This window comes from Streptomyces liliiviolaceus (assembly GCF_018070025.1).
GTDB lineage: Bacteria > Actinomycetota > Actinomycetes > Streptomycetales > Streptomycetaceae > Streptomyces > Streptomyces liliiviolaceus.
In genome coordinates, this window is sequence record NZ_JAGPYQ010000001.1 from 7,737,647 (window position 1) to 7,755,102 (window position 17,456).

The following is a 17,456-nucleotide window of genomic DNA, read 5'->3' on the forward strand; positions in this document are numbered from 1 at the left end:
GCTGATCCGACGCTCTCGGACAGGCCCCTTCGGCCCACGTGATCCCAGGTCCGCGGCGTACCGGACCTCACGCCCCCAGCTGAAGCCCCTCGGCCGCCTCCTCGACCATGGCCAGACCGAGTCTGCTGACACGTACGGAGAAGGGGGCGCCCGCGACACGCAGGCCGGTCAGCCCGATCTCGCCCAGAGGCGCACCGCGCACCGGACGCAGCGTCACCGTGCGCGCCGGGGCGTCGGGACGGATTCCGGCGAGCGTGGTGAGCAGGAGGACACCGGCGGCCGCGGCCGTGGCCGCCGGTCTGCAGGCAGTGGGATGCGGAACCGGGGAACCGCCCTCCGTTCGCTGCTCCCCCGCGTACATCTCCGGCAGCCGGTGGCCGAAGGTCTCGGCTGCCGCCAGCACGCCCAGCAACAGCGCACTCGCCTCCTTCTCGTAGCCCGCGGCGGCCAGCCCCGCCACGGCGAGAGCCGTCTCGTGGACGCGCACGGACCCGCTCCGATGCCCGAAGGGGTTGTAACCCGGCTCCTTCGCGCCGAGGCTGCGCAGCCCCCAGCCCGAGTCCATTGCGGGTCCGCCGAGCAGACGTGCGAGCTGTTCCGTCTGCACCTTGTCGAGCAGACCCGGCGCGGGTGCCCCTGCGCCGAGCAAGCCGGTGTCGAGCAGGTGGACACCGCCGGAGCCGAGGTGCGGAAGGATCCGTCCGCCCGGCAGACGAGCCGCGGCCGGTCTGCCGCCTCCTCGCTCCTCGATCCAGAAGTCCTCCCGGAACGCGGTCCGCATCTCCCCCGCCCACTGCCGCAGCCCGACGCCGCCTGCCCTGCCGTACGCGTCGAGGAGGTCGGCGCCCAGCAGAGCGGCCCGGTGGGCGTGTGCCTGTGTCTCACAGCGCCATGGCCCGCCCGGGTGCGGGTCCGCCAGATACGTACCGTCGCCGCCAGCGGTCCGCAGCCACTGGAGGCAACGTTCGGCCGCGGGCAGCAACTCCTCCGTCTCCGTCTCGGAAAGCCCCCAGCGGCGGGCCTCCGCGAGCACCACGGGAAACAGCAGCGTCGCTTCCTGCCCTGTGCAGCTGGGTGGCAGCTGGGCGCCGACTTGTCGGCGCGGGCCGGGAATCAGACCGGATCGTGGTCCGGCTCCCACGAGTTGGGTGCGGGCGAGGGTGCGCAGGGTCCCCGCGGCGAGGCGCGTGCCCAGCGGCAGAGTCATGCGTGCTGCCGCGAGGGCCTCGGCCGGTGCCATGCCGCAGCGCCAAGGCGCCCCTGCCGCCAGATGTGTGTCGGACGGCTGCGCGGGATCCCGCAGGAGAAGAGCTTGCAGGTCCTCGATACTCGTGCGCAGAAGTGCCTCGGCCCTCGGATCGTCACTTGCGGCCCGTGCCGGGGCGAGGGGGCTTGTGGCACCGCGCGCGACGGCCCGGATGGGCCCCGTCCCTGCCGGACGTACCCTCAGCTCCACGCTTCGGGCACCGCCGGGAGGCAGTTCGAACTCCCAGCGCAGCAAACCTGCGGAGGCCAGCGCGTCCGAAGGCGGCGGGTCGGCCGTGACGACGGAGTCCCCGGTGGCACACGACCACCGCATACCCGAGTCATGGACACTGGCCGGCAGATCGGGGCCGGCTCTCCCCGCCGCGACCGCGCCCAGTTCGGCCAGGTCCGTGCCGAGCGCCACCTCGACGGGGAGGCGCAGTGGTCGGTCGGCCGCGCTGCGCAAGGTGATCCGCTCCGTGCCGTCCGCGTATCTCACGCGGTCGACCAGGACGTCGGGGTCGGGCCCACCGTCGGCGGAGAGGCTCAGGACCGCCACGAATCGCGCCTGGTCGGGCGCGATCATCCGGGCCTGGACCGCGAGCGGTTCCCGGCCCGCCACCCGCAGCCGGCACCGGGAGAGCACCCGCCGACCCGACCGGTAGAAGCCCTCCAGCCCGTGGCCCGTCAGCTGCCCCTGCTCCGTGGAGATCGCGAGTCCCGGCAGGGCGACACAGATGAGTGCGGCGTGGGCGGGCGGCAGAGTCATGGTGCCGCGCTGTACGACCGGCGCCGTGTGCGGGGCCAGGGCAGCGCCGCGGCCGATGGAGGGCTGTGCGGACCTCTCGAAGGGCGACGGGGCGCTGTTCGGGACGGAGGGCATGGAGGACGGGGTGGGCAGAGGCATGGGGCGGCTTCTTCTGTGCTCCGTGCGCTGAGTGGGTGCTCGGCGGTGTATGAGGGCTCGGCGGTGTGCGGGGGCTCCGACGGGGCGCGGCCGATGCGATGGCACGGCACGCCCGAGGGCTACGCCACTCAGGTGAACGGGGCTGACCTGTCCCGAGTCACGCCCTGGTCCGCGGAAGCCCGTCGTTAGCACCCGACAGGCCGATCCGCCGGCACCGACGTCCGCCCTCTCCCCTCCCTCACGTCTCCCCCTTCGACTCGCTCTTCGACATTCCGGGCTGCCCGGCACCTTCAGCGCTCCCCGCATTCCGCGTACTCACCGCATTCCCCGCACTGCGGCGAGAGCGAGCCGGACCACCATTGCTGCCGCCGCCGCTTGGGCCAGTGCTGTCACCGCCTCGGCCTGAGCCACCCTCTGCGGGCACCCCGGAGCCGGAAGAAGTGGAACGAGGACGGCGCGTGCCACCGGTACCGGCCGGTCGGGAACCGGGCCGGTCAACTGCACCCTCCGTGACCCGCGACCTGCGTCGGCGGCGAGCGGGAACCCTGGCAGACCCCCCAGGTCCTCCGAGCTCCTCATGCCCCGCCGGAACATGTGGGGGCGGCCCATCGACGTCCGACGGCCCCACACCCTCCACCGGCGAGGCGAGCACCTCACCGTCTACACGATCGGCGCGCTCTCCCCGTAGACAGCGGCGGATCGACTCCGGGTCCAGTCCCTCGTTGCACGCTTGGTGGAGCAGCCGGGCGAAGAGGTACCCGGAATCCGCTCCGAGCGCCATGGCGAGCGCTTCGCGGGCCTCCAGTTCGTCGCCGGAGGACCAGGCGACCCACCCGGCGAGCGTGAGCGGCGCCGCTGCGTGCTCCCCGTACGAGCCGACGCAGCGGCGTGCCAGCGCCCTCCAGAGGCGCAGGGCCGGTCCGGCCTCGTCCCCCTCCATCCACTCCGCCGCCCGGTCCCGTGTCGTGCGGTCCTGCAGACCGAGGATCAACGTGGCCGCCTCCTCGTGCCGCAGGAGCTCGTCGTCCCGGAGATCCGCCGGCAGTGTCCCGGGGGCAAGGGCGGCGGAGGTGGCGTCGGCGAACCGGCGCATGACCTGGTGGGCAAGCTCCAAGGTCCTGGCCGCGACACCGGCACGGCTCCCGTCGTCCAGAATTCGGGGGATCAGCGCCATGCTCACCGCGTCGAGGGCGGATTCCTGCTCCTGCGCCGCCTTGCTCTCCCACGGAGTGAGCCTCGCCCGCAACTGCCGCAGGGTGCCCCGCACCTGAAGCCCGGCGTAGGTGGCGGCCGCGGCCAGCACGGACGTGCCCGGCAGCCCCATGGACGTACCGCCCGAGGGACAGCAGTGTTCGCTGGGGCAGCAGTACGACCAGAAGCGGCCGTCCGAGATGCACAGTGCCTCGACCACCGGCACGTCGAGCACTCCGCAGGCCTTGCGCAGCAGTTGCGCGAGCGGACGCAGGCGTTCCATCACTGCCCGGCCCGACTCTCCTTCCCCGGGTTCCTGACAGAGGAAGGCGACCATGCTCTCGGGCAGGGCACCCCTGCGCTCGCTGCCCTTCACCAGGCCGTGCGTCAGCTGCTGCGCGACGGACGGCCAGTCGTCCGCGTGGTTCGGGATGCCGAGTCGGGCCCGTCCGCCGAAGCGGCCACGCCCGTCCCTGTCGTGCAGGGCGACGAGCACGATGCTGTCCTCGGGCCGGTACCCGAGCAGGTACGGCAGGGCATCGGCCAGTTCGGCCGGAGTGCGGAGGGTGACCTGGTGGTCCGGAGACAGGCTGCCGGTCGCGCCATGTGCGCCGCCGACCGCGGCGTGTGCCGAGCCGGCCGAGGCCTTACCGTCGTGGCCCTCCCGCACCGTTCCGCCATGGCCCTCCCGCCGTCCGAAGCGACCCATGCCCGGTCCGCGTGGTCCACCCCACTCGTCCTGCCGATCCCGCCCGTCTTGCCTGCCCTGGCCGCCCCGCCTACCCGGGCTGCTCGGGTTGCCCTGTTTATCCGTTCCACCCTGCTTATCCCTGCCGCCCTGCTTGCCCGTGTCGATCTGCTTGTCCGAGCTGATCCGCTCGGCGGTCTCGTCGCATCGCCCGGTGTCGCCGTCGCCGAGGTTCTCGGCCGGTTCGCTGTGGTTCGTCATGCCGTGACCATCCCGCGAAACCCGGAATTCCGCTTTGCCCTGTGGATAACCACGGCCATGACCACGTCAGAAGTTGTCCACAGCGGACCGGCTCATTCGCGCGATGTCCGACCCATCGGGTTGCATGGGGCCATGAGCAACGAAGAGCTGCGCACAGCGGCCGACACCGTCCTCGCCCGCCTCGTCGGCGCGCCGGGAGGCGACGCCCGGCTGCGCGAGGACCAGTGGCGCGCCATCGAGGCCCTCGTGGCCGACAAGCGCAGGGCCCTGGTCGTGCAGCGCACCGGCTGGGGCAAGTCCGCCGTGTACTTCGTCGCGACCGCGCTGCTGCGGGGGCAAGGCGCCGGTCCCACCGTGATCGTCTCCCCCCTCCTCGCCCTCATGCGCAACCAGGTTGAGGCAGCCGCACGCGCCGGCATCCGGGCGCGGACCATCAACTCGTCCAACTCGGAGGAGTGGGACACGATCCAGGACGAGGTGGCCGAAGGCGAGGTCGATGTCCTTCTGGTGAGCCCGGAGCGGCTCAACAACCCCGACTTCCGGGACCAGGTGCTGCCCAGGCTGGCGGCGGCGACCGGCCTCCTCGTGGTGGACGAGGCGCACTGCATCTCCGACTGGGGCCACGACTTCCGGCCGGACTACCGCCGCCTGCGCACCATGCTCGCCGACCTTCCCTCAGGTGTCCCGGTCCTCGCGACCACCGCCACGGCCAACGCGCGCGTGACCGCCGACGTCGCCGAGCAGCTGGGCACCGGCGGAAGCACGGACGCCCTCGTCCTGCGTGGCCCCCTGGACCGCGAGAGCCTGAGCCTGAACGTGCTGCAGCTGCCGGACGCCGCCCACCGGATGGCCTGGCTCGCCGAGCACCTGGGCGAGCTGCCGGGCTCCGGAATCATCTACACGCTCACCGTGGCAGCGGCCGAGGAGGTCACCGCCTTCCTCCGGCAGGCCGGGCACACCGTGACCTCGTACACGGGGAAGACGGAGAACGCGGACCGCCAGCAGGCCGAGGAGGACCTGCTCGCCAACCGCGTCAAGGCCCTTGTCGCCACCTCGGCGCTGGGCATGGGCTTCGACAAGCCCGACCTCGGTTTCGTGGTGCACCTGGGTTCGCCGTCCTCACCCATCGCCTACTACCAGCAGGTGGGCCGCGCGGGCCGTGGTGTCGAGCATGCCGAGGTGCTGCTCCTGCCCGGCAAGGAGGACCAGGCGATCTGGCAGTACTTCGCATCGATCGCCTTCCCCCCGGAGGAGCAGGTCAGGCGCACCCTGGACGTTCTCGGCCAGGCGGGACGCCCGCTGTCGCTCCCCGCGCTCGAACCCCTGGTGGAGCTGCGCCGGTCACGGCTCGAAACGATGCTCAAGGTGCTGGACGTGGACGGCGCGGTGAAGCGCGTCAAGGGCGGCTGGATCTCCACGGGCACCCCATGGACGTACGACACCGAGCGCTACGCATGGGTCGCCAAGCAGCGCGCGGCCGAGCAGCAGGCCATGCGCGACTACGTGACGACGACCGGCTGCCGGATGGAGTTCCTGCGCCGGCAGTTGGACGACGAGGGAGCCGCCCCGTGCGGTCGCTGCGACACCTGCACGAAGCCGCGGTTCTCCGACTCCGTGTCCTCGTCCGCACTGGACTCGGCGCGTGGCGAACTCGGCCGGGCGGGTATCGAAGTGGATCCCCGGAAGATGTGGCCCACCGGCCTGCCCGCCGTGGGCGTCGATCTGAAGGGACGCATCCCGGCCGGGGAACAGGCCGCGTCCGGACGGGCGCTGGGAAGGCTTTCGGACATCGGCTGGGGCAACCGGCTGCGGCCGATGCTCGGCCCCCAGGCGCCGGACGGGCCTGTTCCGGACGACGTGGCCCAGGCAGTCGTCGGCGTGCTGGCCGACTGGGCGAAGGGACCCGGCGGCTGGGCCTCGGGCGGTTCCGGCGCCGTGCCGCGCCCTGTCGGTGTCGTCACCATGGCGTCACAGCGCCGGCCGCACCTCGTCCAGTCGCTGGGTGCGCGGATCGCCGAGGTCGGCCGTCTGCCCCTGCTGGGCTCCATCGAGTACGCCCCGGGGGCCGACGCCGCACAGGTCTCCAGGAGCAACAGCGCGCAGCGGCTGAAGGCCCTCGACGGCGCCCTCGTGGTGCCGCCCGGTCTGGCCGCGGCGCTCTCCGGAGCCGACGGACCCGTCCTGCTCGTGGACGACTCGACCGACACCGGCTGGACGCTCGCGGTGGCCGCGCGCATGCTGCGGCGGGCCGGCGCCCAGGGGGTGTTGCCGCTGGTACTCGCTGTGCAAGGTTGATTCCTGCGGTGCGGTGGTAAATACCGAGCAGGGATATAAGCAACGGATCGCCAGATAACGGTCGGTGGCCCCAATTGCTCGTTGCCGCAACCAAGTTCGACAGGAAGAATTGGCCTCGCGCCCCGCGTGGCCTCCAGAGGCCGCCCGTTCGGGCTGTGCTGCGGCGCGCTCCCCCAGTCCGACCTCGCCCGCTGTGTGGGCGCGTAGCCGAAGGGAGGACCGTGACCTTCGGATTCGCTCCGTCCTCGGCGGCATCCATGTCGACGGCCGCCACTTCCGCCAATCCACTGACCCGGATGCTCGAACCCGCCGAATGGGCCGCAGCGGGGATTCCGCTTCTGCGCAATCCCCGGGAGGTCGTCAGCGGGCTGCACTCCCGGCATCGGCCCGGCCCCACGACCGCGATCGTGGCAGTGCTCGATCCCGACGAACGGCTGAACGCGAGCGCTTCCTTCGTCAGAAGGCCGACTCCGGCGGACGGGTGGATGTTCCGCAACGCGCTGCTCGCGCAGCTGCGCCGGGTCATCCCGCACGACCTGCGACGCCGAACACCGGTGCGTACCGCCGTGCTGCTCTACTGCCGTGACGGCGACGCACGATGGACGGAGGAGGACGGGGCGTGGATGTGGGGGCTGCGGGACGCCTGCACGCTGCACGGCCTGCGCTGCGGGGCCTACATCACGTTGACACGTGACGGCTGGCAGGTGCTCGGCGAGGGACGCGGAGGCCGTCGGCCGAACGCGGACTCGCCGCCGGAGTCCCTGGAGTCACTCGCCGAGGCCAAGTCCATACAGCCGCGCACCGGCGGGTCCGCCTCGGAGGTACTGCGCCGCGCGGCCGCCCGCTGAGCCGACGACCGGCTCAGGCCGTCGGCACAGGCACCGGCTCAACCCGGTCCCGCTCAGCCCGGCCCGGCCCGGTCCGGCCACAAGCCGCTTCAGGTGATGCTGGGCGCACGGCCGGACCTGACGCCGAAGCCGACAACACCGGCGAACTTCGGCGTCACGCAAAAACGCACGACCCCGTCACGGAATTACGGACCTGACCCCGTTACGGACTTAAGGACACGATCCCACCGCGAACACGGCGGGCGCCCCACGCGTCGGCGCAGCGCACGCTGACGCCCACACCGCACCACGACGACGACAGCACGCCGGCACATCCCCCGTACCGGCACACGTCGGACCGTCCTCTGTGCATGCTCCGAGCAGATGCCACCGCGGTGACATCCGAGCCGTGACGACCCCCGGAAGAGCGGGGGTTGTCAGACTCCCGCGCCCAGCACCGAGTTGATCTGCTGCGGGTCTCCGCAGACGATCAGCAGGGTGTCGGCTCGGCCAAGGGCCAGCGGCAGCGCGGTGGCAGCGATGGCGTCGGGCCCGCCGTTGACGGCGACAACGACCACGGGCCGGGACGCGGCACGACCGACGGCGGAGGCGTCGGCGTAAAACACGTCGTCTCCCGCGTCGTGCTGGGCCCAGTACGCGGCCTCGCCGAAGGAGAGCTCGTGCGCGGCCCACGGGTGGGGTTCGCCGGTGGTGATCACCAGCACCTCACCGGGGGCCCTGCCCGAGTCAAGGAGCAGGTCGACCGCTTCCTCGGCGGCGTCCAGCGCGCCCTCGGCCGAGGCCGGGATCAGCTGGATCGTCGGAGTAGAGGCTGCGGCTGGGGCCGCCGGAGCGGCAGGCCCCGGCTTGGCCACGGCCGTGTCGCGCGGCGTGCGTTGCACAGGCGGCATCGGCCGGACAGGACCCGGACGGCCTGGACGCGGGGGTGCCGCGGGGCGGGGGCCGGGTACGGGGCGGGGGGTCGGCACGGTCCGGCCGGTGGCCGGACTGACGCGGGGACCCTGGGCACTCTCGTGAATCTGAGGCTCCTCGGGAATGAGAGGCATGAGCTGATTTTTATCAAACGCCGGTGCGACTCGCGTAAGCGGGTGACACATGAGTGCGAACAGAACCGTCAGAAGTCGAAGCCGAGTTGCCCTTCGATCTCCGGAACGCTTCCGTCCGCCCAACTGCGGACCTTCTTGAGGTGCCGCCACTGGGGCAACGCATCAAGATACGCCCACGACAGCCGGTGGTACGGGGTGGGGCCCCGCATCTCCAGTGCGGCCCTGTGAACCGGTGACGGATACCCGGCGTTGGCCGCAAAACCGAAGTCTGCATGGTCGACACCCAGTTCGGCCATCATTTTGTCGCGCTGGACCTTCGCGATCACCGAGGCCGCCGCCACGGAGACGCAGGACTGGTCGCCCTTGATCACCGTGCGGACCTGCCACGGCACGCCCAGATAGTCGTGTTTCCCGTCGAGAATGACCGCGTCGGGACGCACCGGCAGCGCTTCGAGGGCGCGGCAGGCGGCCAGCCGCTGTGCGGCCGTCATCCCCAGCTGGTCGATCTCCTCCGGAGAAGCATGCCCCAGGGCGTACGACGTCACCCACTGCGCCAGTATCTCGGCGAGTGCTGTGCGCCTCTTGACGGTGAGGAGCTTGGAGTCGGTGAGGCCTTCGGGCGGGCGACGCAGGCCCGTGACCGCCGCGCAGACGGTGACCGGGCCGGCCCAGGCGCCGCGCCCCACCTCGTCGACACCGGCGATGACCTTGGCTCCGGTCGTGGCGCGCAGGGAGCGCTCGACGGTGTGGGTAGGTGGTTCGTACGGCATGACACGCTCAGCCTACGCCGCCCGGAACCGCACACGACACCCGGTTCCCCCGAGCGCCCCGCACATCACCGACCCGGTCGGCCCGAAGCCCGTCCGGGGCGCCCCCGAACCCGTACCGCGTCACCCCGAGGCCAGCCCGGAGCGACCGCGGAACCCGGTCGGACACCTTCCGGTAGCCCCGGTCGGACAACCTTCAGGCAACCCCGGCCGGACACCTTCCGGCGCAACCCCGGTCAGACACCTTCCGGTCGCAGCAGCGGGACCATGAGCTGGTCGATCATCTCCTCGATGTCCCGCTCGTTCCATTCGCTCGCGCACACCTTGGAGCGGTACATCATCATCGCCGGAATGGCGTCGAGGACATAGGAGTTCGCCGCGTCCGGCCGGACCTCTCCCCGCCGGATCCCACGGTCGATGACCTCGCCGAGCAGGCGGATCGTCGGCTCCACGACCCCCGACAGGATCACTTCGTGGAAACGCTGGGCCTGGGACGAGTCGCATTCGTGAATCACCGAGCGCAGCGCGAACCCCGGGCGCGAGAACATCGCCTCGCGCGCCCGCCGGCACAGCTCCAGCAGGTCGTCCCGCACACTTCCCAGATCGGGTACGTCCACGAGCGACGGCAGCCCGGCCTGCAGCGCGTCCGCGACGAGGTCCTCCTTCGACGGCCAGCGGCGGTAGACCGCGGCCTTCCCCGTCTGGGCGCCGGCCGCGACGCCCTCCATCGTGAGGCCGTTCCAGCCGACCGTGCTGAGCTGCTCCAGCGCGGCGTCGAGGATCGCGCGTTCGAGTACGGCGCCGCGTCTGCGCGGGGAGGCCGCCTGAGCGGGGGCGGCCGTCCAACTCGAAGTAACCATGAGCCTGTCTCCATGTGAGCGGGCGAGGGGCGCGGACGTGCGCACGCATGCACGTACGCGCCATACGGACCGGGGTCCGTGAGCGGTCAAGTGACATCAATCGGCGGCGAGTTCAGTGAACGCTTGCGTTCACTGTCGGGGACTCACTACCTTTTGACGCGACAGTGAACGCGAGCGTTCACTAACGCACTCGTGGGGGACTCAATAGTGACAACCTCTCCGTTGATCAAAGATCAGAAGCCGGGAGCGGCCCGCCGGGAGGGGCATCCCGGCATCGCGCTCACCGTCATCGCGGCCTGCCAACTCATGGTGGTACTCGACGCGACGATTGTGAACATCGCGCTCCCGCACATTCAAGGCGCCCTCAAGTTCTCCACCACTGATCTCACCTGGGTGGTCAGCGCCTACACGCTCACGTTCGGCGGTCTGCTGCTGCTCGGTGGCCGGGCCGGCGACATCCTCGGCCGGCGCCGGGTCTTCATGTCCGGCATCCTGCTCTTCACGGCCGCCTCGCTGCTCGGCGGACTCGCCCAGGAGCCCTGGCAACTGCTGGCGGCACGCGCCCTCCAAGGGGTGGGCGGCGCGATCGCCTCCCCCACCTCGCTGGCGTTGATCACGACGACGTTCCCCGAAGGGCCCGAGCGCAACAGGGCGTTCGGGGTCTTCGCCGCCGTCTCGGCCGGTGGCGGCGCGATCGGGCTGCTCGCCGGCGGCATGCTCACCGAGTGGCTCGACTGGCGCTGGGTGCTCTTCGTCAACGTACCCATCGGTGTACTGATCGCCGTGGTCACACCGCTCTACATCAGCGAGTCCGAGCGGCATCCGGGGCGCTTCGACATCGCGGGCGCGCTGACCTCGACTCTCGGTATGGCCTCGCTCGTCTACGGCTTCATCCGGGCCGCGGAGGAGGGCTGGCGGGACAGTCTCACCATCGCGTCCTTCGGCACCGCGGTGGTCCTCCTGGTGGCCTTCGCGCTGGTCGAGTCCCGGGCCAAGGAACCGATCACACCGCTGCGGATGTTCGCCGACCGCAACCGCTCGGGTACGTACGTGATCATGCTGAGCCTGGCCGCGGCGATGTTCGGCATGTTCTTCTTCATCGTTCTCTTCGTGCAGAACGTGCTGCAGTACACGCCCATCGAGGCCGGCCTGGCCTTCCTGCCCATCACGGTCGCGATCGGCACCGGCGCGGGTCTGTCGCAGCGGTTCCTGCCGGTGCTCGGCCCGAAGCCGTTCATGATGGTCGGCTCGACCCTCGTGGTGATCGGGCTCGGCTGGCTGACGTTCATCGACCCCGAGAGTTCCTACGTCAGCGGTGTGCTCGGTCCGATGCTGCTGTTCGGCTTCGGCATGGGGCTGAACTTCGTGACGCTGACCCTGACCGCGGTCTCCGGAGTGGCCCCCCACGAGGCGGGCGCCGCGTCCGGACTGCTCAACGCCACGCAGCAGGTGGGTGGTTCGCTCGGCCTCTCCATCCTCACCACGGTCTTCGGTACGGCGAGCCGTGAGGAGGCGGAGAAACAGGTCACGGACTTCATGGCCAACGCCTCGCCCGAGCAGAAGGCGGAGTTCGCCACCACGCATCAGCTGCCCGCTCCCTGGAGTCACGAGGTGCTCGCCCAGGGCATCTCCACGGCCTTCCTCCCGGCCGTCGCCATGGCCGTGCTGGCTCTTGCCGTCGCCACACTGGTGATCCGGGTCCGGAAGAGCGACCTGGAGGCGCTGTCGGGCACGGCGGGGGTCCCGGCGGGCTGACCGACCACCGCCACGGACGCGAAGAGTCGGCCGGTCCGCCGTACTGAGACCGGCGGACCGGCCGGCTTGGTTCCCACGCGATCGCTGCGGCGGCACACCGGCACGGACGACCCAGACGACCCAACTGAAGCGGCGCGTACGCGGTAGGCGCGCGCGGCGACTTCAGCGGTACGCGCTCGGTACGCACCCTCTACGCCCCGCCTCGGCGGTACGCGGGTACGCGCCCTCCGTCTCCCGCCTCAGCGGTACGCCAGATCCTCGTCCAGGCGGCTGCACACGCGCCAGTCCGCTGCGGGGGACGGCTTTTGCTCGTCGAGGATGTTCCGGGCGCGTGCCTCGCCCCAACTCGTGGCGTACCAGGGGGCGACGTTCTCCCCCAGGTCCTCGTCGATGGATTTCAGGGCACAGGACCGCAGCGGCTCATCAAGTTTGTCCAGCGCCGGTACGGCGTCGGCGGACAACTCGCGCGCGTAGTCGAGGTCGAACATGCCCGTGCGCTCGTACCGCTGGACAGCGCGCTCGGCGATCAGGCCGTCGGGCGACACGATCCCGAAGACGAGCACGGTCCCGGCGGCACTGGCCAGCACCGCGCGCGGCAGCCAGCGGGCTCCGAGGGCGCCGGCCGCCATGATGAGCACGATGACCAGGCCGAGCCAGAGTTCGACGGTCACCACGGAGATCCGCAGCCGGGTCAGCCCGTACGCGTCCACGTACATGTCCATACGCCGCACCGCCGAGGCCACGACGACGAGGGCGAGGGCGCAGAGGGTGCCGAGGACGGCGCGCACCAGCGTCCGGTCGCGCGCGTCGTCCCGGGGCGCCCAGCGCAGGGCGAGGACGATGACCAGCAGGGTGAGGAGCGTGACCAGGAGCAACTGCCAGAAGCCCTGACGCGCGTACTCGGAGTAGGTCTGGCCGGTCTTGTCCAGGACGGCGTCGTATCCACCGAGGAGGACGACTAGCTGGACGGCGTTGAAGACAGCGAAGAGCGCGACGAGCACGACCAGGGGTAGGGCCCACTCGACGCGGCCGCGGGCGCGGCCCGGGGGCACCACGACGCGGTCCCACTGAACGGGTGCCGCGGCCGTGTGCGCTGCCGCCAGGGCGCCGACGACGCCGATCACGAACAGGACGGCGTGCCAGGGGCCGCCGGAGACCGACGCGTCCGGCACGAGGTCCGCCAGGAGGTCGGCGAAGGCCGCGTCCGCGCCGGCGAAGAGGGCGCCGAAGACCACCAGCAGGACGGCGGCCACCGCGATCGCGCGCAGCACCGGGCCCACGTTGCCGCGTGCCCCGCCGGTCCGCTCGCGCAGTCCGCGCCAGCCCCAGCCCGGGCCGGTGACCAGCGAGGTGTAGAGGCCGATCGGGCCGAACAGCATCCCTGTCCAGGTACGGCCGCCGTGCAGGGCGAGCGAGCCCACCGCCAGAGCGGCGACGACGGCGAGGAAGGACGGCCAGCCGGCGTCACGCAGCGCCGGAACGATCAGCAGGGCGAGTCCGCCACCACCCCACACCAGCGTCCAGGGGCGTAGCCGTCGGCCCGCTCTCCCGGCCGCGAAGTACACACCGAGCGTGATCGGTATCGCCACCAGCAGGAGATTGAGCGCCAGGCCCTCTCCGAGCAGAAGCATGCTGAGCAGGCCGGTGGCCATAGCGGCCCAGAGCGTCGCGGTACGGACGGACGCGGGGGTGTCCGCCTGGATGTCCGCGAACCAGGACTCGACGGCGGGACCGTTCCAGCCTTCGCCCTCGTCCTCGTCCTCGTCGTCGAGGTCCGCCACGGCCGAGCCTTTCTGGCCCGAACCCGTACCTGTATCCGTACTCGAAGCCGTACCCGAAGCTGAAGCCTTGGCCCTGGCCGCCCCCGCAACCGTGCCCGCGCCCGCGCCCGTGCCCGTGCCCGTGCCCACGCTCCCCCCGCCGGAGCGGGCCGCCGGAACGGTCTCCTCCGGCTTCTCCGGCTCCTCGGTTTCCGACCCTCTCGGCTCGGCCTCGGACGGTTTCTCGGACACAGGACCCCCTCCCCGACCGGTCCGGGCAGCACGCAGCGCACAGCTGCGGGAGAAGCTCAGGAACCGGTTTCTCGTCGGCGTCGACTCTTGATGATCAACGATCGGCGTGGCGGAAAGGGTAACCGCGGGACTCTCGGGACAGCGGGGCGCGGCTTCTCTGTGGCAGGGCTGTGACAGGGATCAATACGTGGGGCGGACGAAAAGAGGGCACGCGCGCGTGGCCCACGAGCTGAGCCCGGCACCCCGCCGTCAACCGCCGACAGCAGTCCTCAAGGCCGCAGAAGCCGTCCTCACGGCTACGGAAGCCGTCCTCAAGCCCCGCCGAAACCGCCCTCACGCCCTGCCGAGCGGCCTCCGACTCCTAGTGCGCGTCTGCCGGTGTCAGCCAGCCCGGCAGCGCCTCGGTGCGCTCCAGCCACCCCTCAGGAGGAGCCCCGGCCGACCCGGCGGCCACTACGCCCCCGACGATGGCGCAGGTCGTGTCCATGTCGCCGCCCACCTGGGCGGTGGCCCAGATGCCCTCTTCGTAGTCGCCGAGGGCCCGCGCCGCCGACCAGAGCGCGAACGGCACCGTGTCGTGCGCGGTCGTACGTCGGCCGCAGCCGAGGACGGCCGCCACCGTGGTCGTGTCCCCGTAGTCGAGCATGTCCCGGGCGCGCCGCAGACCCGCTCCCACGGCGCTGCGCGGTACGAGAGCGATGACGCCGTCGAGCAGCGCGTCGGGCCCGGGCGGCCCTCCCGGCGCCGCGGCCAGCGCGGCGGCGGCCGCCACGGCCATGGCGCCGACGACCGCCTCCCGGTGCTGATGGGTGGGGTACGCCGAGATCTCCGCCTGGTGCGTGGCCTGCTCGGGGTCGTCCGCGTACCAGGCGCCCAGCGGGGCGATCCGCATCGCCGCGCCGTTGCCCCATGAGCCCTGCCCCTTGAAGAGGGCCGAGGACAGTGCGCGCCAGTCGCCGCCCTCCCGGATCTGTCGCAGCAGCCGGTCCACCGCGGGACCGTAGTCCCGGTCGGCGTCATGACGCTCGGCGAAGGAGCGGGCCAGTTCGTCCTGGTCGATGCGGTGACGGGCGGCCAAAGTGGCCACTACGGAGGCGGCCATTTCCGTGTCGTCGGTCCATTTCCAAGGGCCTGGCGGCAGTGCGCGCTCCTGGAGCAGCGGATAGTTCGCGGGCACGAAGAACTGTGAGCCCAGCGCGTCCCCGACCGCCAGACCGCGCAGGCTGGCCAGGGCGCGGTCGAGGCGCCCGGCGGGAGAGGAGTCAGCGGTCATCGCCCTGCCACTCTAGTTCGTCACTCATGAATTCTGACAAAAGACAACAAATTAGGACGACAGTTGGCGGCAGCCAAGCACCACCCTGGCGCCGCCAAGAGCCCCCTAACCGGTGGCCCCGTACGACTCCGGATCCCGCCAGCGTTCGAAAGGACGGTCGATCGCGTAGCGGCCGTCCTCCCCGAGAACCAGCATCCGCATCTCCGCGTTCCCGGGGTTCGACAGCGACTCGAACTCGGCGACCGTCCAGTGGAACCAGCGCATGCAGAACAGCCGCATGGCCAGACCGTGGGTCACCAGGAGCACGTTGGGCGGGTGATCGGGCGCCTCGAAGCTCCGGAAGAGGCTCTCCAGGAAGTTGCCGACCCGGTCGTACACGTCGGCGCCGGACTCGCCCTGTGCGAAGCGGTAGAAGAAGTGCCCGTAGGCATCGCGATAGGCCTTCTGGAGACGTACGTCGTCCCGGTCCTGCCAGTTCCCCCAGTCCTGCTCGCGCAGCCGGGGCTCCTCGCGGACGCGGACCTGCCCGGGGTCGAGATGGAAGGACCTGAAGGTCTCGTGGGTACGGCGGTACGGGGAGACGTAAACGCTTACCTGCTCGCGGCCGAAGATCTCTCTGAGCCGCTTGCCCGTCTCCTCCGCCTGTCGCCACCCCTTCTCGGTGAGTGCCAGAGCGTGGTCGGGTTCACGCTCGTAGACGGAGTCATCGGCATTGCCCACCGACTCGCCGTGCCGGACAAGAACGATGCGCCGTGGACGTGCCATACCGGAACCCTAGATCGGGTCACGCCCGATCGAGCACTCGTACGGGCTTCATACGTCACAGGTCACACGAATCGCGGCCCTCATGAGACGCCCTCGGGACGCCGTCAGGTCCCCCTCGGGACGCCGCCAGATCAGCGTCAGGTCGCCGTTCAGACGGTCCAGGACGGTTCCAGCTGGACTATGTCCCCCGTGAGCGCCACGACGTCCGCCTCTATCTGGGCCCGCAGGGCGAGCCGCTCCACCCGCTCCGCGCGGTATTTGCCGTGCTCGGCGGCCGACTGCCACATGGACAGGACCAGGAACTCGTGGCCGGGCGCCTCGCCGAACAGGCCCCGCACCATGCCGGGCGAGCCGGCCATCGCCGGGTTCCAGACCTTTTCCTGCATCAGCGCGAAGTGCTCGGCGCGCTCCTCGTGCACACGGCAGTGCGCCACCCGCACGAGGTCGGCCTCCGTGAAGCGCGGCTCGAAGCCGGTCTTCACGTCGAAGCGATGGTCGAAGAGCGTGGCGTACTGGTCCTTGAAGGTGCCCGACTGGGACGCGGCCAGCCGGTCATGGGAGCGCGCCATGAAGGAGTCGTAGAAGGCACGGCTCTCCCAGAAGGCGAAGATGTGGGCGACTCCGGGCCTTCCCCGGCTCCAGCCCCCGCCCTGCCCCCGGAATCCCGGCTCCCCCAGAAGTCCCGCCCATTTTCGCTGTCCCCGTTCGAAACCGCGGCGGTCCACCACGGTGCAGCGAATCCACTTGACCAGCACGGCGCCATCGTAAGGCCCAGGAACGTGGCGTCGGTCACGGTCGGGCGCACTGCATCCGCGCGAGCGCCCCCGTGTGCGTGGCACGATGGACAACACGCCTCACCTGCCCGGCAGTTGAGGCGGCCGACGCAGGGGCACCAGGAAGGATGTGCGGTGAACGGCCTCAACAAGGGCATCAGCAAGGTCGAGGTCTCGGTGAAGTGGGACCCCAGTCCCACCGGCGAACCGGCCATCGATCTCGACATCGTCGCCGCCACCTATCTCGCGACCGACGCGCAGGAAGACCCCGACTACGTAGTCCACTTCGGCAGCCGCTCCCCGGACGGCACCATCTACCTCAACCGGGACAGCAAGGACGGCAAGGGCTTCGGCTGGGACGAGGTCATGACCCTGGAGCTGAGCCGTCTCAACAAGCGCTACGCGCGCGTGATGGTCGGCGTCGCCATACAGCAGGGCACCGGACGGCGCACGTTCGTCGGCGTCACCAACCCGGCCCTGCGGATCCGCGAGGGCTACACCGTCCTGTCCGAGAACGACTTCGGCGGCGTCCTCGGGGCCACGGCCACGACGGTCGCGGAGTTCGTACGTGACGACTCCGGAGAGTGGACTTTCCGTCCCGCGGTCCAGGGCTTCGATGCGGACCCGGCGACCTTCGCGAGGATCATGGGCAACGGCGTCGGGTCCTGAGGCCACACGGCTCCCGCGCACGCGCTGAACGTATGCGCAAGCGCTGAACATGCGCGGACGCGCTGGAAGTCCGCGCACGCGCCGGGGGTACGCGCACGCGC

13 protein-coding genes are annotated in these 17,456 nt (G+C 71.0%); 4 read left to right on the top strand and 9 right to left on the bottom strand.

What is annotated here, in order from left to right; genetic code table 11:
- Positions 1-67: 67 nt before the first annotated feature.
- Positions 68-2,014: a glycogen debranching N-terminal domain-containing protein gene (locus J8N05_RS32880; RefSeq protein WP_210890538.1), complete on the bottom strand. Its 1,947-nt coding sequence runs from the start codon at positions 2,012-2,014 to the stop codon at positions 68-70.
- A gap of 376 nt (positions 2,015-2,390) precedes the next feature.
- Complete coding sequence (locus J8N05_RS32885) at positions 2,391-4,052, bottom strand: DUF4192 domain-containing protein (RefSeq protein WP_210890539.1); 1,662 nt, start codon at positions 4,050-4,052, stop codon at positions 2,391-2,393.
- A gap of 372 nt (positions 4,053-4,424) precedes the next feature.
- Here J8N05_RS32885 and J8N05_RS32890 point away from each other — a divergent pair, with 372 nt between their 5' ends.
- Positions 4,425-6,587: a RecQ family ATP-dependent DNA helicase gene (locus J8N05_RS32890; protein ID WP_210889233.1), complete on the top strand. Its 2,163-nt coding sequence runs from the start codon at positions 4,425-4,427 to the stop codon at positions 6,585-6,587.
- 221 nt (positions 6,588-6,808) lie between these two features.
- Positions 6,809-7,435, top strand: a complete 627-nt coding sequence (locus J8N05_RS32895; RefSeq protein WP_210889235.1) for a hypothetical protein — start codon at positions 6,809-6,811, stop codon at positions 7,433-7,435.
- A 416-nt stretch (positions 7,436-7,851) separates the two neighbouring features.
- Here J8N05_RS32895 and J8N05_RS32900 read toward each other — a convergent pair whose 3' ends face one another.
- From J8N05_RS32900 to J8N05_RS32910, 3 genes are all read right to left on the bottom strand, one after another.
- Complete coding sequence (locus J8N05_RS32900; protein WP_210889237.1) at positions 7,852-8,481, bottom strand: hypothetical protein; 630 nt, start codon at positions 8,479-8,481, stop codon at positions 7,852-7,854.
- A gap of 68 nt (positions 8,482-8,549) precedes the next feature.
- Positions 8,550-9,251 carry a ribonuclease HII gene (locus J8N05_RS32905; RefSeq protein WP_210889238.1) on the bottom strand — a complete coding sequence of 234 codons (702 nt, stop codon included), beginning with the start codon at positions 9,249-9,251 and terminating at the stop codon, positions 8,550-8,552.
- A gap of 233 nt (positions 9,252-9,484) precedes the next feature.
- On the bottom strand, positions 9,485-10,108 hold the full coding sequence (locus J8N05_RS32910; RefSeq protein WP_210889239.1) for a TetR/AcrR family transcriptional regulator: 624 nt from the start codon (positions 10,106-10,108) through the stop codon (positions 9,485-9,487).
- A gap of 207 nt (positions 10,109-10,315) precedes the next feature.
- On the opposite strand from J8N05_RS32910, the gene J8N05_RS32915 reads away from it, so the two are divergent.
- Entirely contained in the window at positions 10,316-11,863 is a 1,548-nt protein-coding gene (locus tag J8N05_RS32915; RefSeq protein ID WP_210889240.1) for an MFS transporter, read from the top strand.
- A gap of 239 nt (positions 11,864-12,102) precedes the next feature.
- On the opposite strand, the gene J8N05_RS32920 is transcribed toward J8N05_RS32915, so the two are convergent.
- The 4 genes from J8N05_RS32920 to J8N05_RS32935 form a co-directional block, all read right to left on the bottom strand.
- Positions 12,103-13,515 carry a DUF4153 domain-containing protein gene (locus tag J8N05_RS32920; RefSeq protein WP_210890540.1) on the bottom strand — a complete coding sequence of 471 codons (1,413 nt, stop codon included), beginning with the start codon at positions 13,513-13,515 and terminating at the stop codon, positions 12,103-12,105.
- A 721-nt stretch (positions 13,516-14,236) separates the two neighbouring features.
- Entirely contained in the window at positions 14,237-15,148 is a 912-nt protein-coding gene (locus J8N05_RS32925) for an ADP-ribosylglycohydrolase family protein (RefSeq protein ID WP_210889241.1), read from the bottom strand.
- Positions 15,149-15,253: 105 nt separating this feature from the next.
- Positions 15,254-15,913: a histidine phosphatase family protein gene (locus J8N05_RS32930; RefSeq protein ID WP_210889243.1), complete on the bottom strand. Its 660-nt coding sequence runs from the start codon at positions 15,911-15,913 to the stop codon at positions 15,254-15,256.
- 149 nt (positions 15,914-16,062) lie between these two features.
- Positions 16,063-16,668: a YdbC family protein gene (locus J8N05_RS32935; protein ID WP_210889244.1), complete on the bottom strand. Its 606-nt coding sequence runs from the start codon at positions 16,666-16,668 to the stop codon at positions 16,063-16,065.
- A 153-nt stretch (positions 16,669-16,821) separates the two neighbouring features.
- On the opposite strand from J8N05_RS32935, the gene J8N05_RS32940 reads away from it, so the two are divergent.
- On the top strand, positions 16,822-17,355 hold the full coding sequence (locus tag J8N05_RS32940; RefSeq protein WP_210889245.1) for a TerD family protein: 534 nt from the start codon (positions 16,822-16,824) through the stop codon (positions 17,353-17,355).
- Positions 17,356-17,456 lie beyond the last annotated feature (101 nt).

Bases quoted from the DNA above. Each gene is read 5' to 3' on its own strand.
- J8N05_RS32880 (WP_210890538.1), bottom strand. From the start codon at position 2,014: ATGACTCTGCCGCCCGCCCACGCCGCACTCATCTGTGTCGCCCTGCCG.
- J8N05_RS32885 (WP_210890539.1), bottom strand. From the start codon at position 4,052: ATGGGTCGCTTCGGACGGCGGGAGGGCCATGGCGGAACGGTGCGGGAG.
- J8N05_RS32890 (WP_210889233.1), top strand. From the start codon at position 4,425: ATGAGCAACGAAGAGCTGCGCACAGCGGCCGACACCGTCCTCGCCCGC.
- J8N05_RS32900 (WP_210889237.1), bottom strand. From the start codon at position 8,481: ATGCCTCTCATTCCCGAGGAGCCTCAGATTCACGAGAGTGCCCAGGGT.
- J8N05_RS32905 (WP_210889238.1), bottom strand. From the start codon at position 9,251: ATGCCGTACGAACCACCTACCCACACCGTCGAGCGCTCCCTGCGCGCC.
- J8N05_RS32910 (WP_210889239.1), bottom strand. From the start codon at position 10,108: ATGGTTACTTCGAGTTGGACGGCCGCCCCCGCTCAGGCGGCCTCCCCG.
- J8N05_RS32920 (WP_210890540.1), bottom strand. From the start codon at position 13,515: ATGGCCACCGGCCTGCTCAGCATGCTTCTGCTCGGAGAGGGCCTGGCG.
- J8N05_RS32925 (WP_210889241.1), bottom strand. From the start codon at position 15,148: ATGACCGCTGACTCCTCTCCCGCCGGGCGCCTCGACCGCGCCCTGGCC.
- J8N05_RS32930 (WP_210889243.1), bottom strand. From the start codon at position 15,913: ATGGCACGTCCACGGCGCATCGTTCTTGTCCGGCACGGCGAGTCGGTG.